General features: G+C 69.4%; 24 protein-coding genes and 1 pseudogene. All 25 read left to right on the top strand.

Annotated features, from left to right (window positions below; all coding sequences use genetic code 11):
- Window positions 1–113 precede the first annotated feature (113 nt).
- Window positions 114–773 (top strand): ParA family protein, encoded by a 660-nt coding sequence (locus AB0959_RS40475; RefSeq protein WP_366831808.1) that lies wholly within the window; start codon window positions 114–116, stop codon window positions 771–773.
- Window positions 770–1909, top strand: a complete 1140-nt coding sequence (locus AB0959_RS40470) for a ParB N-terminal domain-containing protein (RefSeq protein WP_366831806.1) — start codon at window positions 770–772, stop codon at window positions 1907–1909. The genes AB0959_RS40475 and AB0959_RS40470 overlap by 4 nt, the downstream gene beginning before the upstream one ends.
- Window positions 1910–2664: 755 nt before the next feature.
- Window positions 2665–3036, top strand: a complete 372-nt coding sequence (locus tag AB0959_RS40465; protein ID WP_366831805.1) for a hypothetical protein — start codon at window positions 2665–2667, stop codon at window positions 3034–3036.
- Window positions 3037–3260: 224 nt separating this feature from the next.
- Window positions 3261–3833 carry a hypothetical protein gene (locus tag AB0959_RS40460; RefSeq protein ID WP_366831804.1) on the top strand — a complete coding sequence of 191 codons (573 nt, stop codon included), beginning with the start codon at window positions 3261–3263 and terminating at the stop codon, window positions 3831–3833.
- A 131-nt stretch (window positions 3834–3964) separates the two neighbouring features.
- Window positions 3965–4225, top strand: a complete 261-nt coding sequence (locus tag AB0959_RS40455; protein WP_366831803.1) for a hypothetical protein — start codon at window positions 3965–3967, stop codon at window positions 4223–4225.
- A 182-nt stretch (window positions 4226–4407) separates the two neighbouring features.
- On the top strand, window positions 4408–4743 hold the full coding sequence (locus AB0959_RS40450; protein ID WP_366831802.1) for a hypothetical protein: 336 nt from the start codon (window positions 4408–4410) through the stop codon (window positions 4741–4743).
- An 87-nt stretch (window positions 4744–4830) separates the two neighbouring features.
- Complete coding sequence (locus AB0959_RS40445; RefSeq protein WP_366831801.1) at window positions 4831–5262, top strand: hypothetical protein; 432 nt, start codon at window positions 4831–4833, stop codon at window positions 5260–5262.
- Window positions 5263–5278: 16 nt separating this feature from the next.
- Entirely contained in the window at window positions 5279–5638 is a 360-nt protein-coding gene (locus AB0959_RS40440; RefSeq protein ID WP_366831800.1) for a hypothetical protein, read from the top strand.
- Between the two features lie 37 nt (window positions 5639–5675).
- Window positions 5676–6368, top strand: coding sequence for a hypothetical protein (locus AB0959_RS40435; protein WP_366831799.1), 693 nt, complete (start codon window positions 5676–5678; stop codon window positions 6366–6368).
- Between the two features lie 114 nt (window positions 6369–6482).
- Window positions 6483–7187: a hypothetical protein gene (locus tag AB0959_RS40430; protein WP_366831798.1), complete on the top strand. Its 705-nt coding sequence runs from the start codon at window positions 6483–6485 to the stop codon at window positions 7185–7187.
- Window positions 7184–7525: a hypothetical protein gene (locus AB0959_RS40425; RefSeq protein WP_366831797.1), complete on the top strand. Its 342-nt coding sequence runs from the start codon at window positions 7184–7186 to the stop codon at window positions 7523–7525. Before AB0959_RS40430 ends, AB0959_RS40425 begins: the two co-directional genes overlap by 4 nt.
- Entirely contained in the window at window positions 7518–7892 is a 375-nt protein-coding gene (locus tag AB0959_RS40420) for a hypothetical protein (RefSeq protein ID WP_366831796.1), read from the top strand. Before AB0959_RS40425 ends, AB0959_RS40420 begins: the two co-directional genes overlap by 8 nt.
- Window positions 7889–8395 (top strand): RusA family crossover junction endodeoxyribonuclease, encoded by a 507-nt coding sequence (locus AB0959_RS40415; RefSeq protein WP_366831795.1) that lies wholly within the window; start codon window positions 7889–7891, stop codon window positions 8393–8395. The genes AB0959_RS40420 and AB0959_RS40415 overlap by 4 nt, the downstream gene beginning before the upstream one ends.
- Window positions 8396–8439: 44 nt before the next feature.
- Window positions 8440–8670 (top strand): annotated as a pseudogene (locus AB0959_RS40410) (WhiB family transcriptional regulator); the annotation flags it as partial.
- Window positions 8671–8852: 182 nt separating this feature from the next.
- Window positions 8853–9722: a WhiB family transcriptional regulator gene (locus tag AB0959_RS40405; protein WP_366831794.1), complete on the top strand. Its 870-nt coding sequence runs from the start codon at window positions 8853–8855 to the stop codon at window positions 9720–9722.
- Window positions 9719–10213, top strand: a complete 495-nt coding sequence (gene ssb, locus AB0959_RS40400) for a single-stranded DNA-binding protein (RefSeq protein ID WP_366831793.1) — start codon at window positions 9719–9721, stop codon at window positions 10211–10213. Before AB0959_RS40405 ends, ssb begins: the two co-directional genes overlap by 4 nt.
- Before the next feature lie 139 nt (window positions 10214–10352).
- Window positions 10353–10526, top strand: coding sequence for a hypothetical protein (locus AB0959_RS40395; protein ID WP_366831792.1), 174 nt, complete (start codon window positions 10353–10355; stop codon window positions 10524–10526).
- A 19-nt stretch (window positions 10527–10545) separates the two neighbouring features.
- The gene (locus AB0959_RS40390; protein ID WP_366831791.1) at window positions 10546–10719 is read left to right on the top strand and encodes a hypothetical protein; all 174 of its coding nucleotides are present in this window, start codon (window positions 10546–10548) and stop codon (window positions 10717–10719) included.
- Window positions 10719–11165, top strand: coding sequence for a hypothetical protein (locus AB0959_RS40385; RefSeq protein WP_366831790.1), 447 nt, complete (start codon window positions 10719–10721; stop codon window positions 11163–11165). Before AB0959_RS40390 ends, AB0959_RS40385 begins: the two co-directional genes overlap by 1 nt.
- 113 nt (window positions 11166–11278) lie before the next feature.
- Window positions 11279–11797: a hypothetical protein gene (locus AB0959_RS40380; protein WP_366831789.1), complete on the top strand. Its 519-nt coding sequence runs from the start codon at window positions 11279–11281 to the stop codon at window positions 11795–11797.
- Between the two features lie 139 nt (window positions 11798–11936).
- On the top strand, window positions 11937–12755 hold the full coding sequence (locus tag AB0959_RS40375) for a hypothetical protein (protein WP_366831788.1): 819 nt from the start codon (window positions 11937–11939) through the stop codon (window positions 12753–12755).
- A 14-nt stretch (window positions 12756–12769) separates the two neighbouring features.
- Window positions 12770–12910: a hypothetical protein gene (locus AB0959_RS40370; RefSeq protein ID WP_366831787.1), complete on the top strand. Its 141-nt coding sequence runs from the start codon at window positions 12770–12772 to the stop codon at window positions 12908–12910.
- 110 nt (window positions 12911–13020) lie between these two features.
- On the top strand, window positions 13021–13830 hold the full coding sequence (locus AB0959_RS40365) for a DNA methyltransferase (protein WP_366831786.1): 810 nt from the start codon (window positions 13021–13023) through the stop codon (window positions 13828–13830).
- Window positions 13831–13913: 83 nt separating this feature from the next.
- Window positions 13914–14552, top strand: a complete 639-nt coding sequence (locus AB0959_RS40360; RefSeq protein WP_366831785.1) for a hypothetical protein — start codon at window positions 13914–13916, stop codon at window positions 14550–14552.
- Window positions 14549–15061, top strand: a complete 513-nt coding sequence (locus AB0959_RS40355; RefSeq protein ID WP_366831784.1) for a LuxR C-terminal-related transcriptional regulator — start codon at window positions 14549–14551, stop codon at window positions 15059–15061. Before AB0959_RS40360 ends, AB0959_RS40355 begins: the two co-directional genes overlap by 4 nt.
- The last annotated feature ends 16 nt before the right edge of the window (window positions 15062–15077 follow it).

Genomic DNA, 15077 nt, shown 5'->3' with positions numbered 1-15077 from the left:
CGCAGCCCCGTAAGGGCGAAACGCCCGCCGCCACCACCAGACTTCAGCCACCGGTCTGGAATGATGCTCCCTGCCCGCAGTACCGGAACCCACGGGAAGCACACGGAGCACCCATGCAAGCTGCTGTCTACGTCGTGTCCATCGACCCCCAGGCCTCAACCGTCTGGTGGGCGAACAGGATCACCGACCTCCCCTTCGACTTCTCCCAAGAGCACGAAACCCCGGAGAACCTCGCCGTCCTCAAGGACACCGGCGCCAAGGTCATCGTCATCGCCAACCAGAAGGGCGGCGTCGGCAAGACCACCGTCACCCTCAACCTCGGTGCCGTCGTCGCCGACGTCCTCAAGGGCTCTGGCCACCTTCAGTACGTCTTTATCGACACCCCCGGCAGTCTTCAGGACGAGAACCTGCTCCTGGAGGCCCTGAAGTACGCGCACGAAGTGATCGTGCCGCTGCCGCCCGAGCCGCTCGCCTTCGACCCCACCGCACGAACCATCGCCAAGGTGATCGAGCCCACCGGCCTGCCCTACCGGGTTCTCGTGAACAACTGGGACCCGCGCGATGGCAAGGCCGACCTCGAGGAGACCCGCGACTACATCACGGCGCAGGGCTGGCCCACTCTGGAGACGGTGATAAGGCGGTACAAGGTCCATACCCGGGCGTCCGTTGAAGGCAGGGTCGTCACCCAGTACGAGGAGAACCGGCCCTCTTACAAGGCGCGGGAGGACTTCTACCGGCTCGCCATCGAGCTCGGATACGGGGGAGGTCGATGATGGCTGGCCGCCGCACAAGCCTCGTCTCCCTCGCTGGACAGAAGGTCGATGACGTTCCCGGCCGATCTGATCCGCTGCTTCTGTCGGTGCCGCTGGACAAGCTGGTTCCCACGCGGTTCAACCCGCGGCGCCGGTTCGGCACTGAAGCCGAACTGCGCGAGTTCGGGGAGAAGCTGGCCAAGGAGCAGCTGCAGCCCGCCGTCGTGGTCTCCCGGACTGCGTACCTGAAGCTGTGGCCCGAGGAAGCCGAGTATGTTGGGCAGGCGGCGTACGTCATCGCCAACGGCGAGCGCCGCTACCGAGCCTCCCGCCTCGTCGGCCGGCCCGCGCTCGAGGTCGTTCACAAGGAAGACGTCGCCAAGTCGAGGGCGGACTTCCTGGACGCGGTGCAGTCCGAGAACAACGACCGCGAGAACCTCGACCCGATCGAGCGCGCCCTCGGGATTGACATCATGGTCACCCAACTCGACGGCGCCGACCCTGTAGCCGTGTACTACGGGAAGACCAAGGGGTGGGTCAGCCAGCAGCGCAAGCTCCTCAAGCTCACCGCCGAGCTCCAGGAACTGGTCGCTGTGGGAGAGATGCCCATCCGGGTCGCCCGGGACATCGCCGGCCTTCCGCAGGAGGTTCAGGCAGCGGCGTGGAAGGAGAAGCTCGAGCAGCGCCGCCTGGAGAAGGAGGCCGCTGCACGTCTGCGTCTTGAGCGCTCCCAGCCGAACGAGCCCGCACCTCCACCCCTGCCGCCGAAGCGGTTTACCGCGGTAAACCAGCCGGAGCCGCAGGCGGTCCTCGACCCTGCGCCGAAGCTGGCCGCACTCGTAGTCGAGCAGGCGGAGCCGAAGCGGTTTACCGCGGTAAACCAGGAGCCCGCCCCGGCCGAGCCCACAGAACGGCCAGAGGCGCCTACAGCGGCCCCGGACAGAGTTCCTGAACCGCGCAGCGACGACAGCCCTCTGGAGGCCCAACCGGGCCAGGAGCGCCGCCAGGTGAAGATGCCGTGGCATGACGGCGTGGCCTGCGCTGACATTGCGATCGACAAGATGACGCGGCACGAGCGGAGTCGCATGATGGAGCGCATGAGGGAACACGACCTGGCCGAGCAGGGCCAGGCTTCGGTCGCGGTGCGTACCAGCTGACCCGAACGAGACACGGCTCCGCCGCCCAGCCATCCTGGGCAGCGGGGCCGTTGTCGTGTCCGGTCACATTCGGTCACCGTGTGGTCGGATTGTCGGGGTTTTGCGTCACCTGATCGTGTGACCCGCCGTGCCAGCCCTTCCTTCCGGCCGGATCCGGGATGAAGGGTGGGTGGGCCGGTCTCCTCCCCGGGGGCGGCCGGTGGCCGGGCCGGGGACTGCTTCGTTGGGACCCCCACGGGCGTTTCGCAGCCCTCCGCACGCCAGTCCCCCGGCCCGGCACCGGCACCCCCACCCGACCGCACAGCGCCCCGGGGAACGGATTGGGAACTCCCCCACCAGCGTGACCGGAAGTCGGATTACACTGCCGTCAACTGACGGGCATGCCCAGGGAATGAAACCCCCGGGTGTGGGCGTGAGGTTCCAAGGGCCCCTGTAGGAGACACGGACGGCGTTGTCGGCAACACCGCCCCCACTCCTTCTGCCGGGGCCTTCCTCATGCCCCGCTTGAACGTGTCAACCGCTGCCGGTATTCACACAATCACTCACTGGCGCAGACTCGCCGCTTGTCACGACAAAACCCCGCCAAAAACTGAGCGTGCCCTTACTACCCGTACGTAATCGATGCCACAGTGGGCACCTCAGGGCCTGGACTGGCAGCCAGACCCGACCGGGGCCCGACCACCCCATATCACCCGGCGGGAACCGTGGGTGATGAGCACCTTCCCGACACCCTGCCAGAGGAGCGGAGCCCCGCCATGCCCTCAGCGCCGGCGACCCCGCCCGGACCCCCAACCGGCGGGTCCGTCATCAACCTGCACGACTGGCGGACCACCCCGAAACCCACCGCCACCAGTCCAGGAGCGGCCGCGATCGGAGGCAACACCGCGTACCAACCCGACCAGTCCGACGACCCCCTCACAGACCTCGCCTGCACCCTCGAAGCCCTCTACGCAGAACACGAACGCACCCTCACCGACCCCGCCACCCGGCAGGCCTTCGAGATCGCCATGGACGCCACCGCACTCATGCTGCAAGGCGCCCTCGCCCAGGGCCATCTCACCCCCGAGCAGCACCTCACCTTGCACGGAATGATCGAAGGGATGCGGAGCGCACCACGCGCGTTGTGAAGGTTCTCCCGAAGATCTACCCCTTGTGATGACGAATCGGACACAAATGCATGCGTCCTGTCGACTCCCGCTGACACTCTGTTCAACTGGCGGGATCTGCGTGCAATAGTGGGGCGTCCGGAACACCCGGAGTGACCAACTCCGGCCCCCCGGCGCACGCCCCCATGGCTCCCCCACAGCCGTACGCCGCGCGCCAACGGGGCCGCCGTGGGATAGGGGATGCCATGGGCGCGGGAGACGACGACGCCGCAACAGCGGCCCAGCAGCTGAAACTGATGGCCGCACACTACGTGCGGCGCCATCCCGCCCCCCGAGAACCCGGCACCATCCGGAGCACCGGCGGGCCCACGTTCCCGCCCCTGCCGATCGACCCGGGCATCGTCGACCACATGCGGGCCTCCGTCACCGAGGTCGCCGCCTACGTCGAGTCGAACGTCCCCGACGCGAGCCCCGCGCCTGCGGACGACCGCGTCTACGCGTGGATGCGGGCCAACACCCGCCAACTTGACCCCCGCCGCCAGCTGACCGGCGAAGCGATCGTGTTCCGGCAGAGGCTCGAACACGCCCTCGCCATGGGGGAGACGGAGGTCGTACACCGGTTCCTCAAACGGCAGTCCTGCCCCGACTGCGGTTGCTGGGCGAGTTTGGTGTGGCAGAACCCGGTTACCCGGGCGGTGTGCATCAACCGCCGTTGCGTAAACCAGGACGGAAGGGCCCACAGCTACGAACTGGGCTTCCTGGCGCACCGGCACATCCGGGCCCGAGCGAAGACGGCAGCCGCCCGCCACGCAACCTGATCCGCCTGTGGGGTGTCTACCTATCAACCGCAAAAGCTGATCAACCCTCATCCGCACCCGAACCCTCAGGGGTTCACCCATTTCGGCCGGTCGGAGCTGCGAACGACGGCCCACCGAAAGGGGAACAACCCGTGGCCATCGCCCAGCCCGCACCTGCCGGCGAGCCGCTCCCGAACGACCTCGTCACGTACGAAGAGGCCGTCGAGATGTTCCGGGAATGCCCGTACCCGACATCCGTGTCCACGCTGAAGCGCCTTGTGCGCGCCGCCCGGCACCGTGTCACCACGTACCGGCGCCCGGGCAGCAAGGCCGCGTGGGTGTCCTACACGGACCTGATGGAACTCCACCGCGACTGGGCGGCCGGACAGGAGCCTTCCGACCCGGCCTGCTGAACGAGCCTCGCGCCCCCGCCTGCTGAAGCGCCGTCCCCCAGACCCGGGGCGGCGCTTCTCTCATACCCGAACCGGCATAGGCATTGCATCGCCATGCCGATAGGGTTAGTGTGGAGGTGTTGAAGACGTCAGCCGCCCCCAACAGGTGCTGACGCACCCTCACCACCCCTCAGGAGCCCGCCGTGGCCGTGATGACGCACGCCTCCGCACGCCTCGAAGCCGACTACTACGCCCTCACCAAGGCGCAGCAGCAGGACTTTCAGCGGCTGATGGAGGAGGCCGACGAGGCAGGCACCACCGACCACTTCCTCGACGTGATGCGCCGCGCAGCCCGCGCCATCGGCATGCCCCTCCCCGCGAGTGGCGACATACGGCGCTGCGCCTGCTCCTGCGTCTGCGGCTGCATCTTCGACGCCGAAGACCCCGACGCCCACGTCATCGAGCAGTCCAAGGGCTTCAACCTCGGCCGCGTCCAGTGCCCCACCTGCACCGACCGCCACCGCGAAACCGCCGACTAACCCGCCCCCACCAGGCAGGCCCGGCCGCGCACGACACCGACTCTGCGCGGCCGGGCCGGACCAACCCACCTACAGGGGAGACCCCGCATGCACGGCACCGACCTGATCCTGAACGAGACCGCCCGGATCATCGACTTCCGAGGCCTCCACACCGGCCACCAGTTCGCCGCCAACACCGGCCGCCGCGCCACCCTCGAAGCGCCCCTCGACATCTGCGCGGCCGTCTACCTCGCCACCACAGGCCAGGTGCCCGACACGTTCTTCACGGACGAAGGCACCTCCCGCGAGCTGATCGAAGCCAGCCCCGCCGCCATGGACGCCATCCGCGCCATCTCCGCAGCCATCCGCAACTACGAGGTGCCCGACACCGACGGCCGCCCCGACGTCATCGAGCACGTCTCCCAGTGGACGTTCACCAACCCCATCGGCTGCACCCAGCCGCCCTCCACGTCCGAGGTCATCGGCTGCATCCTCCGCGCCGCCAAGCACGCCGCCCACACCAACGCCTCCGCCGCCTGAAAGGCCCCCAACTGCCATGACCGTTCAAACCGTCACCAACGCCGTCAGCCCCTTCGCCCGCGACCCCTTCTACGCCATGGGCGTCGCCGACGCCTACGACGAGTACCACGCCGGCGAGACCATCGACACCCTCAAGCGCCGGGCCGCGGAACTCCTCGACGCCGAATACCCGCAGACCCAGCACGTCCAGCCCGCCGAGCTGTACCGCCTCGGCTACGGCAACGCCGTCGCCGGCCTGATGAACGGGCACATCGCCCAGATCAACGCCCAGGCCGACGTCGCGCAGACGTGGCTGGACCGCAAGCAGGGCCGCGACACCTCCACCCTCCACACCCGCAACCGCCGCCCGCACCACTCCCACCGGCGCGCCGCCTGAACACACGCACCACCCGCACCCGCTGGAAGGAACCCCCGTGAAGCTCCGCCGCACCCTCGCCGCGCTGGCCGCCACCACGGCCGCGCTCGGCACCGTCATAGCCACCCCCAGCGACGCCCACCCCGCCACCGCACCCGTCGTCACCGGAAACGGCTGGAAGATCAACGCCGCACGCGGCATCACCCACATCGACACCGCGAACTGGACCATCGCCTTCCACGACGCCACCAGCCGAACCAAGCTCACCCCCTACGTCAAAAACACCGCCACCGAACTCGCCTCCTACCTCGGCGTCAAGTTCACCGTCACCACCCGGATCGTGCCCGCCACCCAAGGCGCCTGCCCCAGCGGACACGTCATCAGCCTCCGCTACATGAGCAAACCCGTCCCCGACTACCCCCGCCGGTCCATCTCCTACTCCTGCGGCACCCCCCGCCTCGCCGCAGACGGCTCGTACATCTTCATCAACGCCGACTACTGGACTGCGGCAGCCCGACTCCCCGAGTACAGCCGCATGAACATGATCTGGCACGAGATGGGCCACGCCGTCGGCCTCGCCCACCCCGACACCTGCCCGTACAACAGCACCGGCATCAAACCGATCATGTGCTCCACCGTCAGCGGCTACCACGACCTGCGAACCCGCCGCTACACCAGCTGGGAACGCACCGGCTTCCGCCAGCTCATCGCCAACCGCGCCTACGCCCTCCCGGCGCTGGCCGCCCCGTGACCTGGCCGGACGGCATCGCCCTCACCGTCCTCACCGCATTCGCCCTCCTCATCCTCCACCACCAGCACCGGAGCACCACCCCGCACCCACCGCACCGCAGGACGGAGCAGGCCCATGGCCACCACCGGACGCACCACCAACACCGCGAAGAAGACGACCGCGAAGAAGCCGGCCAAGAAGGCCACGGCCGCGAAGCCGCCCGCTAAGCGAACCCCCCGCAAAACCACCGCCCTCGCGCTCGTCAAACCCGCCAAGGCCCCGCTCCCCACCCGCACCCGCCCCTTCATGACCGACATCCAGGGCTACGCCACCCTCGCCGCCCGCATCGCCGGAATCACCACCCCCCGCATCCGCGACTGGGCCGACGGCCACGACGGCACCGCCGCCCGCCTCCTCCCCGACCACAGCCTCCTCACCTACACCCAGAACACCCACACCCTCACCTGGCAAGCCCTCTGCCCCATGGGCGCCATCCACACCTACACCCTCACCAGCCCCTCCACCGCGGCAGCGGCCCGAGTCCACGCCACCCGTTGCCGAACCCCCCACTGCGACCTCAGCACCGTCCCCCCGCTCACCGCCGACGAACTCGCCGCCCTCGGCATCCACACCGCGGCCACCGCCCCCGCACTGCCCGGCGACGCACCCACCGAATCCATCCCCGTCGCCCTCCCGAACCGGGAACCGCGCGCCCTCGGCGACGCCCTCACCCGCGCCAAGACCGCGATGGCGGACACCCAGCCCCTCCCCGCCCAGGACATCGCTGACGGGCTCGCCGCCCGCGCCACCGACACTCCGAAGGAGCACCCCGAGCCGTGACCCAGATTTCCGAGCCCACCGTGCAGGCCACGCGCTACGTCGTCTCCTGCTTCGAACCCGACGACCAGGAGGGCGCCAGCTTCAACCTGGCCGTCGAGTACCGCGGCCGAGGCCTGTGGGCCGTCGTCCGTATGAGCCGGTGCCTCGGGTCCAACGGCACCTGGTCCTACGAGTCCATCCCCTCCGAGCGTGAGGACGAGTGGCTTGCCGAGCACCGCTTCGACCTCGACACCGCGATCAAGCTCGCCAAGGAACACGCGCCACTCGTCACCGTCAACGGCTACACCGTCGCCGACGCCCTGGCCATGGAGAAGCGAAGGGCGGCCCGCCGTGCCTGAGCACACGCCCGGCTACGTCGCCGCCCTGGCCGCTGCCCTCCACCAGGCCAACGTGAACGCCCTCGTTGCCGCAGAGAACGGCGACAACCAGCTCGGCATCCCCGTACCCCACCACCCCGGCCTCCGCGTCTGGAACGGCGACCTCCTCCGCGTCGGCCACCATGACAAGGACACGCACTGCCTCGAGGCCAACGTCCTCCTGCCCGACGGCAAGTACGTGGACATGGCCCACCACGAACACGTCCACATCGACCCCGACATCCACCAGTGGGTGTTCTGCGCCAAGGACGCCGACGGATCCGTCCCCGTCACCATCGCCGTCACCCAAACCCGCCATCCCGACGACCCGGAGCCCACCAACCGATGACCACGACCGCCCCCGAGACCGGCCGCGAACTCCGCCTCACCATCGTGGTCCACGGCCGGCCCGCACCCCAAGGCAGCAAAAAGTACGCCGGACACCGCCGCAACAGCGCCTCCGGCCGCGTCTCCGCCGTCCTCGTCGAGCAGTCCAAACGCGTCAAGCCCTGGCGAGCCTTAGTCACAGCAGCCACCCGCCAAGCCCTCACCACCGCACCCGGAGAGTTCCCGCTCGACGGACCCCTGGCAGCCGAGATCGTCTTCACCGTCCGCAAGCCAGCCTCCGCGCCCAAGCGGCGCCGCACCTGGCCCACCACCCGCGACAGCGGCGACCTCGACAAGCTCCTCCGCTCCACCTTCGACGGCATCGCCGACGGCCAGGCCGTGGTCGACGACTCCCGCATCATCCGCGTCACCGCCACCAAGGCCTTCCCCAGCGAGCACCCCGAAGCCCTGCCCGAGCCCGGCGCGATCATCCGCCTCTACACCCTTCCCGGAGCCACCGCATGACCACCACCACGCCCCCAACCCGCCGCCGCACAAGGCACGCCGCGCTGCACCTCACCCGCGACTACGACTGGCGCGACGACGCCGCATGCCGCGAGGAACCGCCGGAGCTGTTCTTTCCCGTCGGCACCACCGGGCCCGCAGCGGCTCAGACCGAGCATGCCAAGACCGTGTGCCGACGCTGCCCGGTCCGTGAACGGTGCCTGGAGTGGGCGCTGGACACCGGCCAGCAGTCCGGCGTGTGGGGCGGCCTGTCGGAGCAGGAGCGCCGCGCTCTGGTGCAGGCGGGCGGGCAGTCGTTCGTGGTGTGCCTGGACAACCAGCAGCACATCGAAGAGCAGCTGGCGGCGAAGGTCGGCCAGCGGGCGATCGCGGAGCAGCTGGGGGTGTCGTACAACGTGCTGCGGCGGGCTGTGGAGTACTTCGCGGAGGAGCGGAAGCAGGGCCTGGGGGTGGCGGCGTGAGCACCCTGACCAGTTGGCGGGCGCAGGCTGCTTGCGCGTCCGTCGACCCGGACCTGTTCTTCCCTGAGCGGAACACGCCGGCCGAACGGATCGCGGAGGCCAAGCAGATCTGCGAGGCCTGCCCGGTCAAGCAGCTCTGTCTTGAGGACGCGTTCCGACGGAACGAGCCGGACGCCATCTGTGGCGGCATGACCGGGCAGGAGCGGGAGAACAGCCTTCGTCCGGCCTCGGTCGTGCAGTCCCTGGCTGGGCGCCGTCCGGGTAAGACGTCGGCCCGTCAGATGGCCGTGAAGCACGGAGCGTATCTGCTGCTGTGTCTGGTCCAGCACCACATGAGCGTCCAGGAGGTGGCCCGCCAGTTGGGTTCCACGCCGACCGCGGTGTACGGGGCGTTCGTGATGCTGGTTCCGGCCCCGGCTGGCTACAAGCGGCCGACCAGGCCTTCGGTGATCGGGAAGTTGGTGGCGGAGTCCAAGGAGCGGCTGAAGACGCTGGAGCGTCGGGGTATCTCGCATGCGGAGATCGGGGTGGTGCTGGGTGTGCCGCAGAGCGTGGTGAGCGCGGCGCTGGCGGTGCTGAGGCAGCGTGAGGACGCCCTGGAGCGCCTTGCCGCGGACGGCGTGGCCGAACCGATGGCCCGTCTCCAGGAAGAGGAGATCCGGGTGCGTGTGGAGTCCGGGGCCTCGTTGACGGTGGACGACGTCATCAAGGTGGCCGGGCGGACGATCTTGCGGATGAGCGGGGAGGGCATGCCGCTGCGGCAGGTGGCCCGGGAGTTGGAGATCAACCGGGAGACGGTGCGCTTGGCGTACCAGCAGATGACCACCAAGACGTTGACGAAGAACGAGATGGGAGAAGCGGCATGAGCCTGCCGACACTGAACGGAACCGCACGGCTGATCGACAACCCGGAGCTGCGATTCAGCGCTCAGGGCAAGGCGGTGGTGCGGGTGCGCCTGGCGTTCAACGCGCGCCGCAAGGACGACTCGGGGCAGTGGGTCGACGGCGACTCCTTCTTCATCGACGGGAAGGCGTTCGACCAGCACGCGGAGCGGATCGCCGAATCGTTGGAGAAGGGGATGGAGGTGGTGGTGGCGGGCCGGTTGAAGACGGATCAGTGGACGAACCGGGAGGGGGAGAAGCGGTCGGGTCCGTCTCTGTTGCTGGATGCGATTGGTCCGTCGTTGCGGTACGCGACGGCGCGGGTGGAGAAGGCGGGTGGGTCGGGGTCGGGGAAGCGGCAGGCGATGGATGCGGCTCGTCAGGCGTCGTCGCGTGAGGGTTTGGAGGATCCGTGGGGTTCGCCGCCGGGCGGGCAGTCGGCGGGGTCGTGGGGCGGTGACGAGCCTCCTTTCTGACCGGGCGGCGTGCGGGTGTTGAGGGGTCTGGCCTTCGGGTCGGGCCCCTTTCTCGTGCCCGAACCCATATAGGCATTGCGATGCCATGCCGAGACGGGTAGTGTGGAGGTATCGCCACCAAACAACCCACGGGGGACCCATGACCGAGCTACGCCTCACCGACCCGGATGGCTACACCGTCCCCGGCAGCGTCCGCACCGTCACCCCCGACACCGAGGCACAGACCCGCGAGGACCTCAACGAACTCGCCGCCGAGCACGCCGACCAGTGGGCCGACTTCGGCTACCGCGCCAGCTCGTACCGCATCGTCTGACCACCTGACGGAGAACGCCATGGCCGACGCCATCCCCACCATGGACCGCGAGCCTGCCCGTGCCGAGTCCGCGCCGACCAGCGGCAGCACCCGGCACGTCATCGAGCACGCTCTCACCATCTACTTCGACGGGAACGCCGAACTCGCCCGCACCCTGATTGACCGTCTGCTCAGCGAGAGCGAGGGCCAGTGATGCCGATCCACCTGAAGGCGCCCGAACCTGCGCTCGGCGGACCCGACGGCCGTGGCTGGACGCGCCTGTCCATTGGCTCCATGGGCGCGCTGGTCGATGACGAGTGCGCACTGCGGCCCCGCGACTACAGCCACCTGCGCGAGTCGCAGGACACGCGGCGGGCCGGATACGGCGGATACGGGCCGTGCATCGCCGACGGCAAGTGCGAGACGTGCCCGATCTTCCAGGCGGCTCCGCTGGAGTTGAACTCGCTCGATGACCGGGTCTTGGTCCGTATCCACCCGCATGACGGGCGCGTGTATCTGATGAACCGGCCGGAGGACGGCTGGGCGTCCCTAGGCCTGCGCTGGACGTGGCAGGACCTGCGCCGCCTGAACGGCTGGATTGTTGGGCGTCGCCACCAGGACGAGCACTCGGACGGGTTCTGGCTCGAACGGGCCACCTGACCACATTCCCGGCCTCCCCGCCCCCCTTGGGAGGCCACCCCCGGGCCGCGCAGCCCCCACCCCCAAGGCTGCGCGGCCCACCCCATCACCAACCCTGAACAGGAGAACTGAAGATGACGGAGAAGCCCGCCGAGAAGAAGGCCACGATCACGCTCGACGCCGCGAACAGCGACCGCCAGTTCCCGGCCTACCAGCTCAGCATCAACGCCATGAGCGGCGAGAACAGCGGCCACGGCTACCGGCTCATGGGCCCCAAGTACGTGGGCCGCAGCCGGAACCTCCGCACGGTCGAACTGGATCAGAGCGACGCCGACTCGATCCGCGCCATCCTCGATGAGGTCTTCCCGAAGCAGACAGCCAGCGACGCTCAGGAACGGCATCTGGAGGACGGCAGCACGCACACGGTGCAGGCCCTCACCGACGCCGGCGAGGCATGCGTCCAGCAGGACTGCACGAATGCCCGGGAGGAGAAGCAACTGCGGCAGGAGCAGTACAGCCTGCGGGCCGCGGTCGAGGGCGTCCTGGACGAGGTGGGCGACATGGCCGATGACGAGCGAATCACGGCCGAGGCGGCATCCGTGCTGCGGCGGCTGCTGCGCGACGCGCTTGGCCTGGACAAGCCGCTCGCCTGAACCCCGGTCCCCTCGCCCCCCTTGGGGGACCGCCCGGCCGCGCAACCCCCCGCGCGGCACCGCCGCCCCACCCCGCACCCCCCAGCGGGGTGGGGCGGCCCCATTTCGCCCGACACCTCACAAGAAAGCACCCGACCGTATGGCCACCTACCAAATCGAATTCGGCAAGCTCGGTGACACCTTCCCCGTGCCGCCGATCACCGTGGACTTCACCGACCCGAACCAGGCCGCCCGCACCGTTGCCGAGCACGCCATCCCGCACCTGCGGCCGGTACTCACCGAGCTGGGCCACCCCGAGTACGCGGACTGCTTCTTCCGCACCAACAAGGAGCACACGTACGGCGAGTTCATGTGGTTGGACCTGCCCGGCGGGGACGGCGCCAGGTTCTGCCCGGCACGCCTCACCCCGGTCCTGCCCGCCCAGGCCGTTATCGGCCAGCGCGTGGAGTTCACCTACTACCGCGACCTGAACCAGGCCAGCGCGCCCTCGTACCCGGGCGTCATCACGGGCACTGTCCCCGACCAGTTGGCGTCCCTGAAGGTCCGCCTGGACGGCCGCCGCTCCAACTTGCACATCCGCCCGGACTACGAGGGGCTGCGCTACCTCGACGAGGTCGGCCCGGTGCCGAAGCTGCCGATGGGCCGCTTCACCCCCACCGCCGAGCAGTTGGAGGGCGAGTGGGAGGGCGTGCTGATCTGCTCCATCGGTGAGGACGGTGCTCTGATCGCCCTCACCTCGGACCAGGAGGCGGCCGTTACGGCGGTCAACGCGTATCGGCGTGACGTCTCGGGCCGCCTCTACGACCCCCGGTTCGACACGGTCGCCGCCGACGACGTGGAAGCCCACTGGGCGGTGTTCGAGTGGGAGCCCGAGGACTCCGAGATCCCGTGGACCGTCCGCTGGGACGCCGCCGAGGGCGACGACCAGGCCATCCAGCTCCACTACCTGCCCGCCTGAGGAGACGAACCCGTATGACCGACGACCGCGTCACCGAGCTGGAGCGCCCGGCCGTTGAGGCGAAGCGCAACGAGATCCGCCTGTCGTACCGGCAACTCGCCGTACAGGCCCGCGAGGAGCAGGACTACGAGGGCGAAGCCACCGTCCTTCAGTAGCTTGCCGACCACGAAGCCGACTGGAAGTGCCAGGACGCTTCGCGCACCGCGCCTGTGTCTGCGTGAGTCGTCTGCCACCCCAACCACACACCACACCCAGGAGACCGCTCGTGACCGAACCCGCCGCCCTCGACCTGCACCTCGCCCCACCGCCCGGCGGCCAGATCCTCCACCACACTGACCGGGCCACGATCATCTGGGGCGACTGCCGCGACCCCGAGGTGATCGCCCAAGTGCCCCCCGCATACGGGCTGCTGTGCACCGACCCGCCCTACGGCGTCGCCTACGAATCCGGCTTCGGCCGAAACTTCACCCAGATCACGGGCGACGACGGCACCGTGGACTGGCCGGCCGTGCTCGCCGAATGGATCGGACCCGAGGGGACCATCAGCCGCGGCTCGAAGGCGCGTGGTCTGGCAAACGCCCGCCACGTGTACGTTTTCGGCTACACCGATGAGCAGCTGGTTGAGCCCCTTCGGCTGGGCGCCGGTATCGAGCTCATCTGGGACAAGTGCATGACTGGCATGGGGGATCTGTCACTGCCGTGGGGGCCGGGGCATGAGCGGATCACATTCGGTGTGCATATCAAGTACAGGTCGAATCGGGACCGTGGTGCTGGCCAGTTGAGTGCGCGACTGCGGAAGGGCTCGGTGTTGCGGTATCCGCGACCGAACTCCTCCAGCGCTCTGCGGCATCCGAATGAGAAGCCTGTGCCGCTGGTGGCCGACCTGATCGAGTCGTCCACCGTCCGAGGTGACCTTGTCGTCGACCCGTGCGCGGGGTCCGGAAGCACTGGTGTCGCCGCGGTCCTGTCGGGCCGCCACTGCTTCCTCGTCGAGTACGAGCGCGAGTTCGCCGAACTGTGCGTGGAGCGGGTGCGGGCGGCGGAAGCGCTCGCCGAGCGGATCGCCGCCGCGTGACCACCGCACGCAGGCCGGCCGGTCCCGGGGCTATCGGGACCGGCCGTGCCACCCACCGTTTCACAGACCCGAGGAGCCACACCATGACCGAACCCGCCGCCGTCGACCTCCTGCGCCACGCGGAGTCGTACCTGTCCGCCCTGCACGGGTCCGTAGCCCGCCACGACAACCTGGCAGCGAACCTTGCCTGCGCGGGCTGTGAGTTGCGGGACCAGATCCGGGCCGCGCTCGCTGTGCCTGTGTCGTCGCCCGCAGACCAGACCGCCCTCCGCGACCGCATCGTCGCCGCGCTGAAAGAAGCGGACTACGACCTGCCCGTCGAGCAGCGGCATGACCTCGCCGACGCGGTGCTGCCCGTCCTGCCGGAGCCCGCCGACCGGGCCGCGATCCTCACCGGGGCCGCCGACTTCCTGCGTGGACTGCGCATGACGGGGACCGCCGCCAGCGTGCAGGACATCGAGACCGATCTGCGTGAGCAGGCTGTCGCCGCGCGCCGGTTGGCTGCCGAGGCGCAGCCCACCACCAAGCCCGAGACCGTCAGCCACGGGTCGGGCGCGGCAGGACGGGGCGCAGCAGTGACCGACAACCCTCCGCCCGTTTGCCAGTGGTGCGAGCAGCCCGTCACCGGACAGAGCGTCTACTGGGACGGCCGCCCGCAGTGCCCGGACCCGATCCGCTGCGAACAACGCCGCCGCGCACAGCAGGACGGGGCGCAGCAGTGACCGCGCCGGTTGTGGTGGGCCCGTCGTCCTCGAGCGGCGGGCCCGTCCCGTCTGAGGACTGGGACGAGCTCCTCGCCGACCTGGGCGACCGTGTCCGTGCCGAACGCCAAGCCCGCGGCTGGTCCCAGAGGGAACTGGGTCGACGTTCCGGCCTGGGGAAGCGCGCCATCGAGAGCGTGGACGAGGGCCGCGGTTCTCTCCGCGGGTTCGTCGTCGCCTGTACGGCGCTCGGGGTGTCGCCGGCGCATCTGCTGTCCGAGGACTGGCGCCTGCCGACTGCGGAGCCGGTGCCGTCGTTGAGTGGGCGGCAGGTGGAGGTGCTGCGTGCGGCCGCGTCGGGCGACTCGCTCACCGTGGTCGCTGACCGGTTGGGGATTGAGGCGCGTGCGGTGAGTTCGCATCTGTCGCGGATCTACCAGCGGCTCGGTGTCGCCCATCTGCCCCGTGGGGAGCGGCGTTCGGCGGCCGCGCGGGTGGCCATGCAACACGGACTGTTCGACGCAGCGTAACCGGGCCTTGATCGAA

It is taken from the genome of Streptomyces sp. NPDC046862, assembly GCF_040704615.1.
Taxonomy (GTDB): Bacteria; Actinomycetota; Actinomycetes; order Streptomycetales; family Streptomycetaceae; genus Streptomyces.
Note: the sequence above shows the minus strand (reverse complement) of the source record. Positions and strands in the feature narration are given on the sequence as shown.

Coding starts and splice junctions, on each gene's coding strand:
- AB0959_RS40430 (WP_366831798.1), top strand. CDS start 6,483: ATGGCCACCACCGGACGCACCACCAACACCGCGAAGAAGACGACCGCG.
- AB0959_RS40385 (WP_366831790.1), top strand. CDS start 10,719: ATGCCGATCCACCTGAAGGCGCCCGAACCTGCGCTCGGCGGACCCGAC.
- AB0959_RS40395 (WP_366831792.1), top strand. CDS start 10,353: ATGACCGAGCTACGCCTCACCGACCCGGATGGCTACACCGTCCCCGGC.
- AB0959_RS40370 (WP_366831787.1), top strand. CDS start 12,770: ATGACCGACGACCGCGTCACCGAGCTGGAGCGCCCGGCCGTTGAGGCG.
- AB0959_RS40465 (WP_366831805.1), top strand. CDS start 2,665: ATGCCCTCAGCGCCGGCGACCCCGCCCGGACCCCCAACCGGCGGGTCC.
- AB0959_RS40475 (WP_366831808.1), top strand. CDS start 114: ATGCAAGCTGCTGTCTACGTCGTGTCCATCGACCCCCAGGCCTCAACC.
- AB0959_RS40415 (WP_366831795.1), top strand. CDS start 7,889: ATGACCACGACCGCCCCCGAGACCGGCCGCGAACTCCGCCTCACCATC.
- ssb (WP_366831793.1), top strand. CDS start 9,719: ATGAGCCTGCCGACACTGAACGGAACCGCACGGCTGATCGACAACCCG.
- AB0959_RS40470 (WP_366831806.1), top strand. CDS start 770: ATGATGGCTGGCCGCCGCACAAGCCTCGTCTCCCTCGCTGGACAGAAG.
- AB0959_RS40360 (WP_366831785.1), top strand. CDS start 13,914: ATGACCGAACCCGCCGCCGTCGACCTCCTGCGCCACGCGGAGTCGTAC.
- AB0959_RS40380 (WP_366831789.1), top strand. CDS start 11,279: ATGACGGAGAAGCCCGCCGAGAAGAAGGCCACGATCACGCTCGACGCC.
- AB0959_RS40375 (WP_366831788.1), top strand. CDS start 11,937: ATGGCCACCTACCAAATCGAATTCGGCAAGCTCGGTGACACCTTCCCC.
- AB0959_RS40440 (WP_366831800.1), top strand. CDS start 5,279: ATGACCGTTCAAACCGTCACCAACGCCGTCAGCCCCTTCGCCCGCGAC.
- AB0959_RS40445 (WP_366831801.1), top strand. CDS start 4,831: ATGCACGGCACCGACCTGATCCTGAACGAGACCGCCCGGATCATCGAC.
- AB0959_RS40390 (WP_366831791.1), top strand. CDS start 10,546: ATGGCCGACGCCATCCCCACCATGGACCGCGAGCCTGCCCGTGCCGAG.
- AB0959_RS40460 (WP_366831804.1), top strand. CDS start 3,261: ATGGGCGCGGGAGACGACGACGCCGCAACAGCGGCCCAGCAGCTGAAA.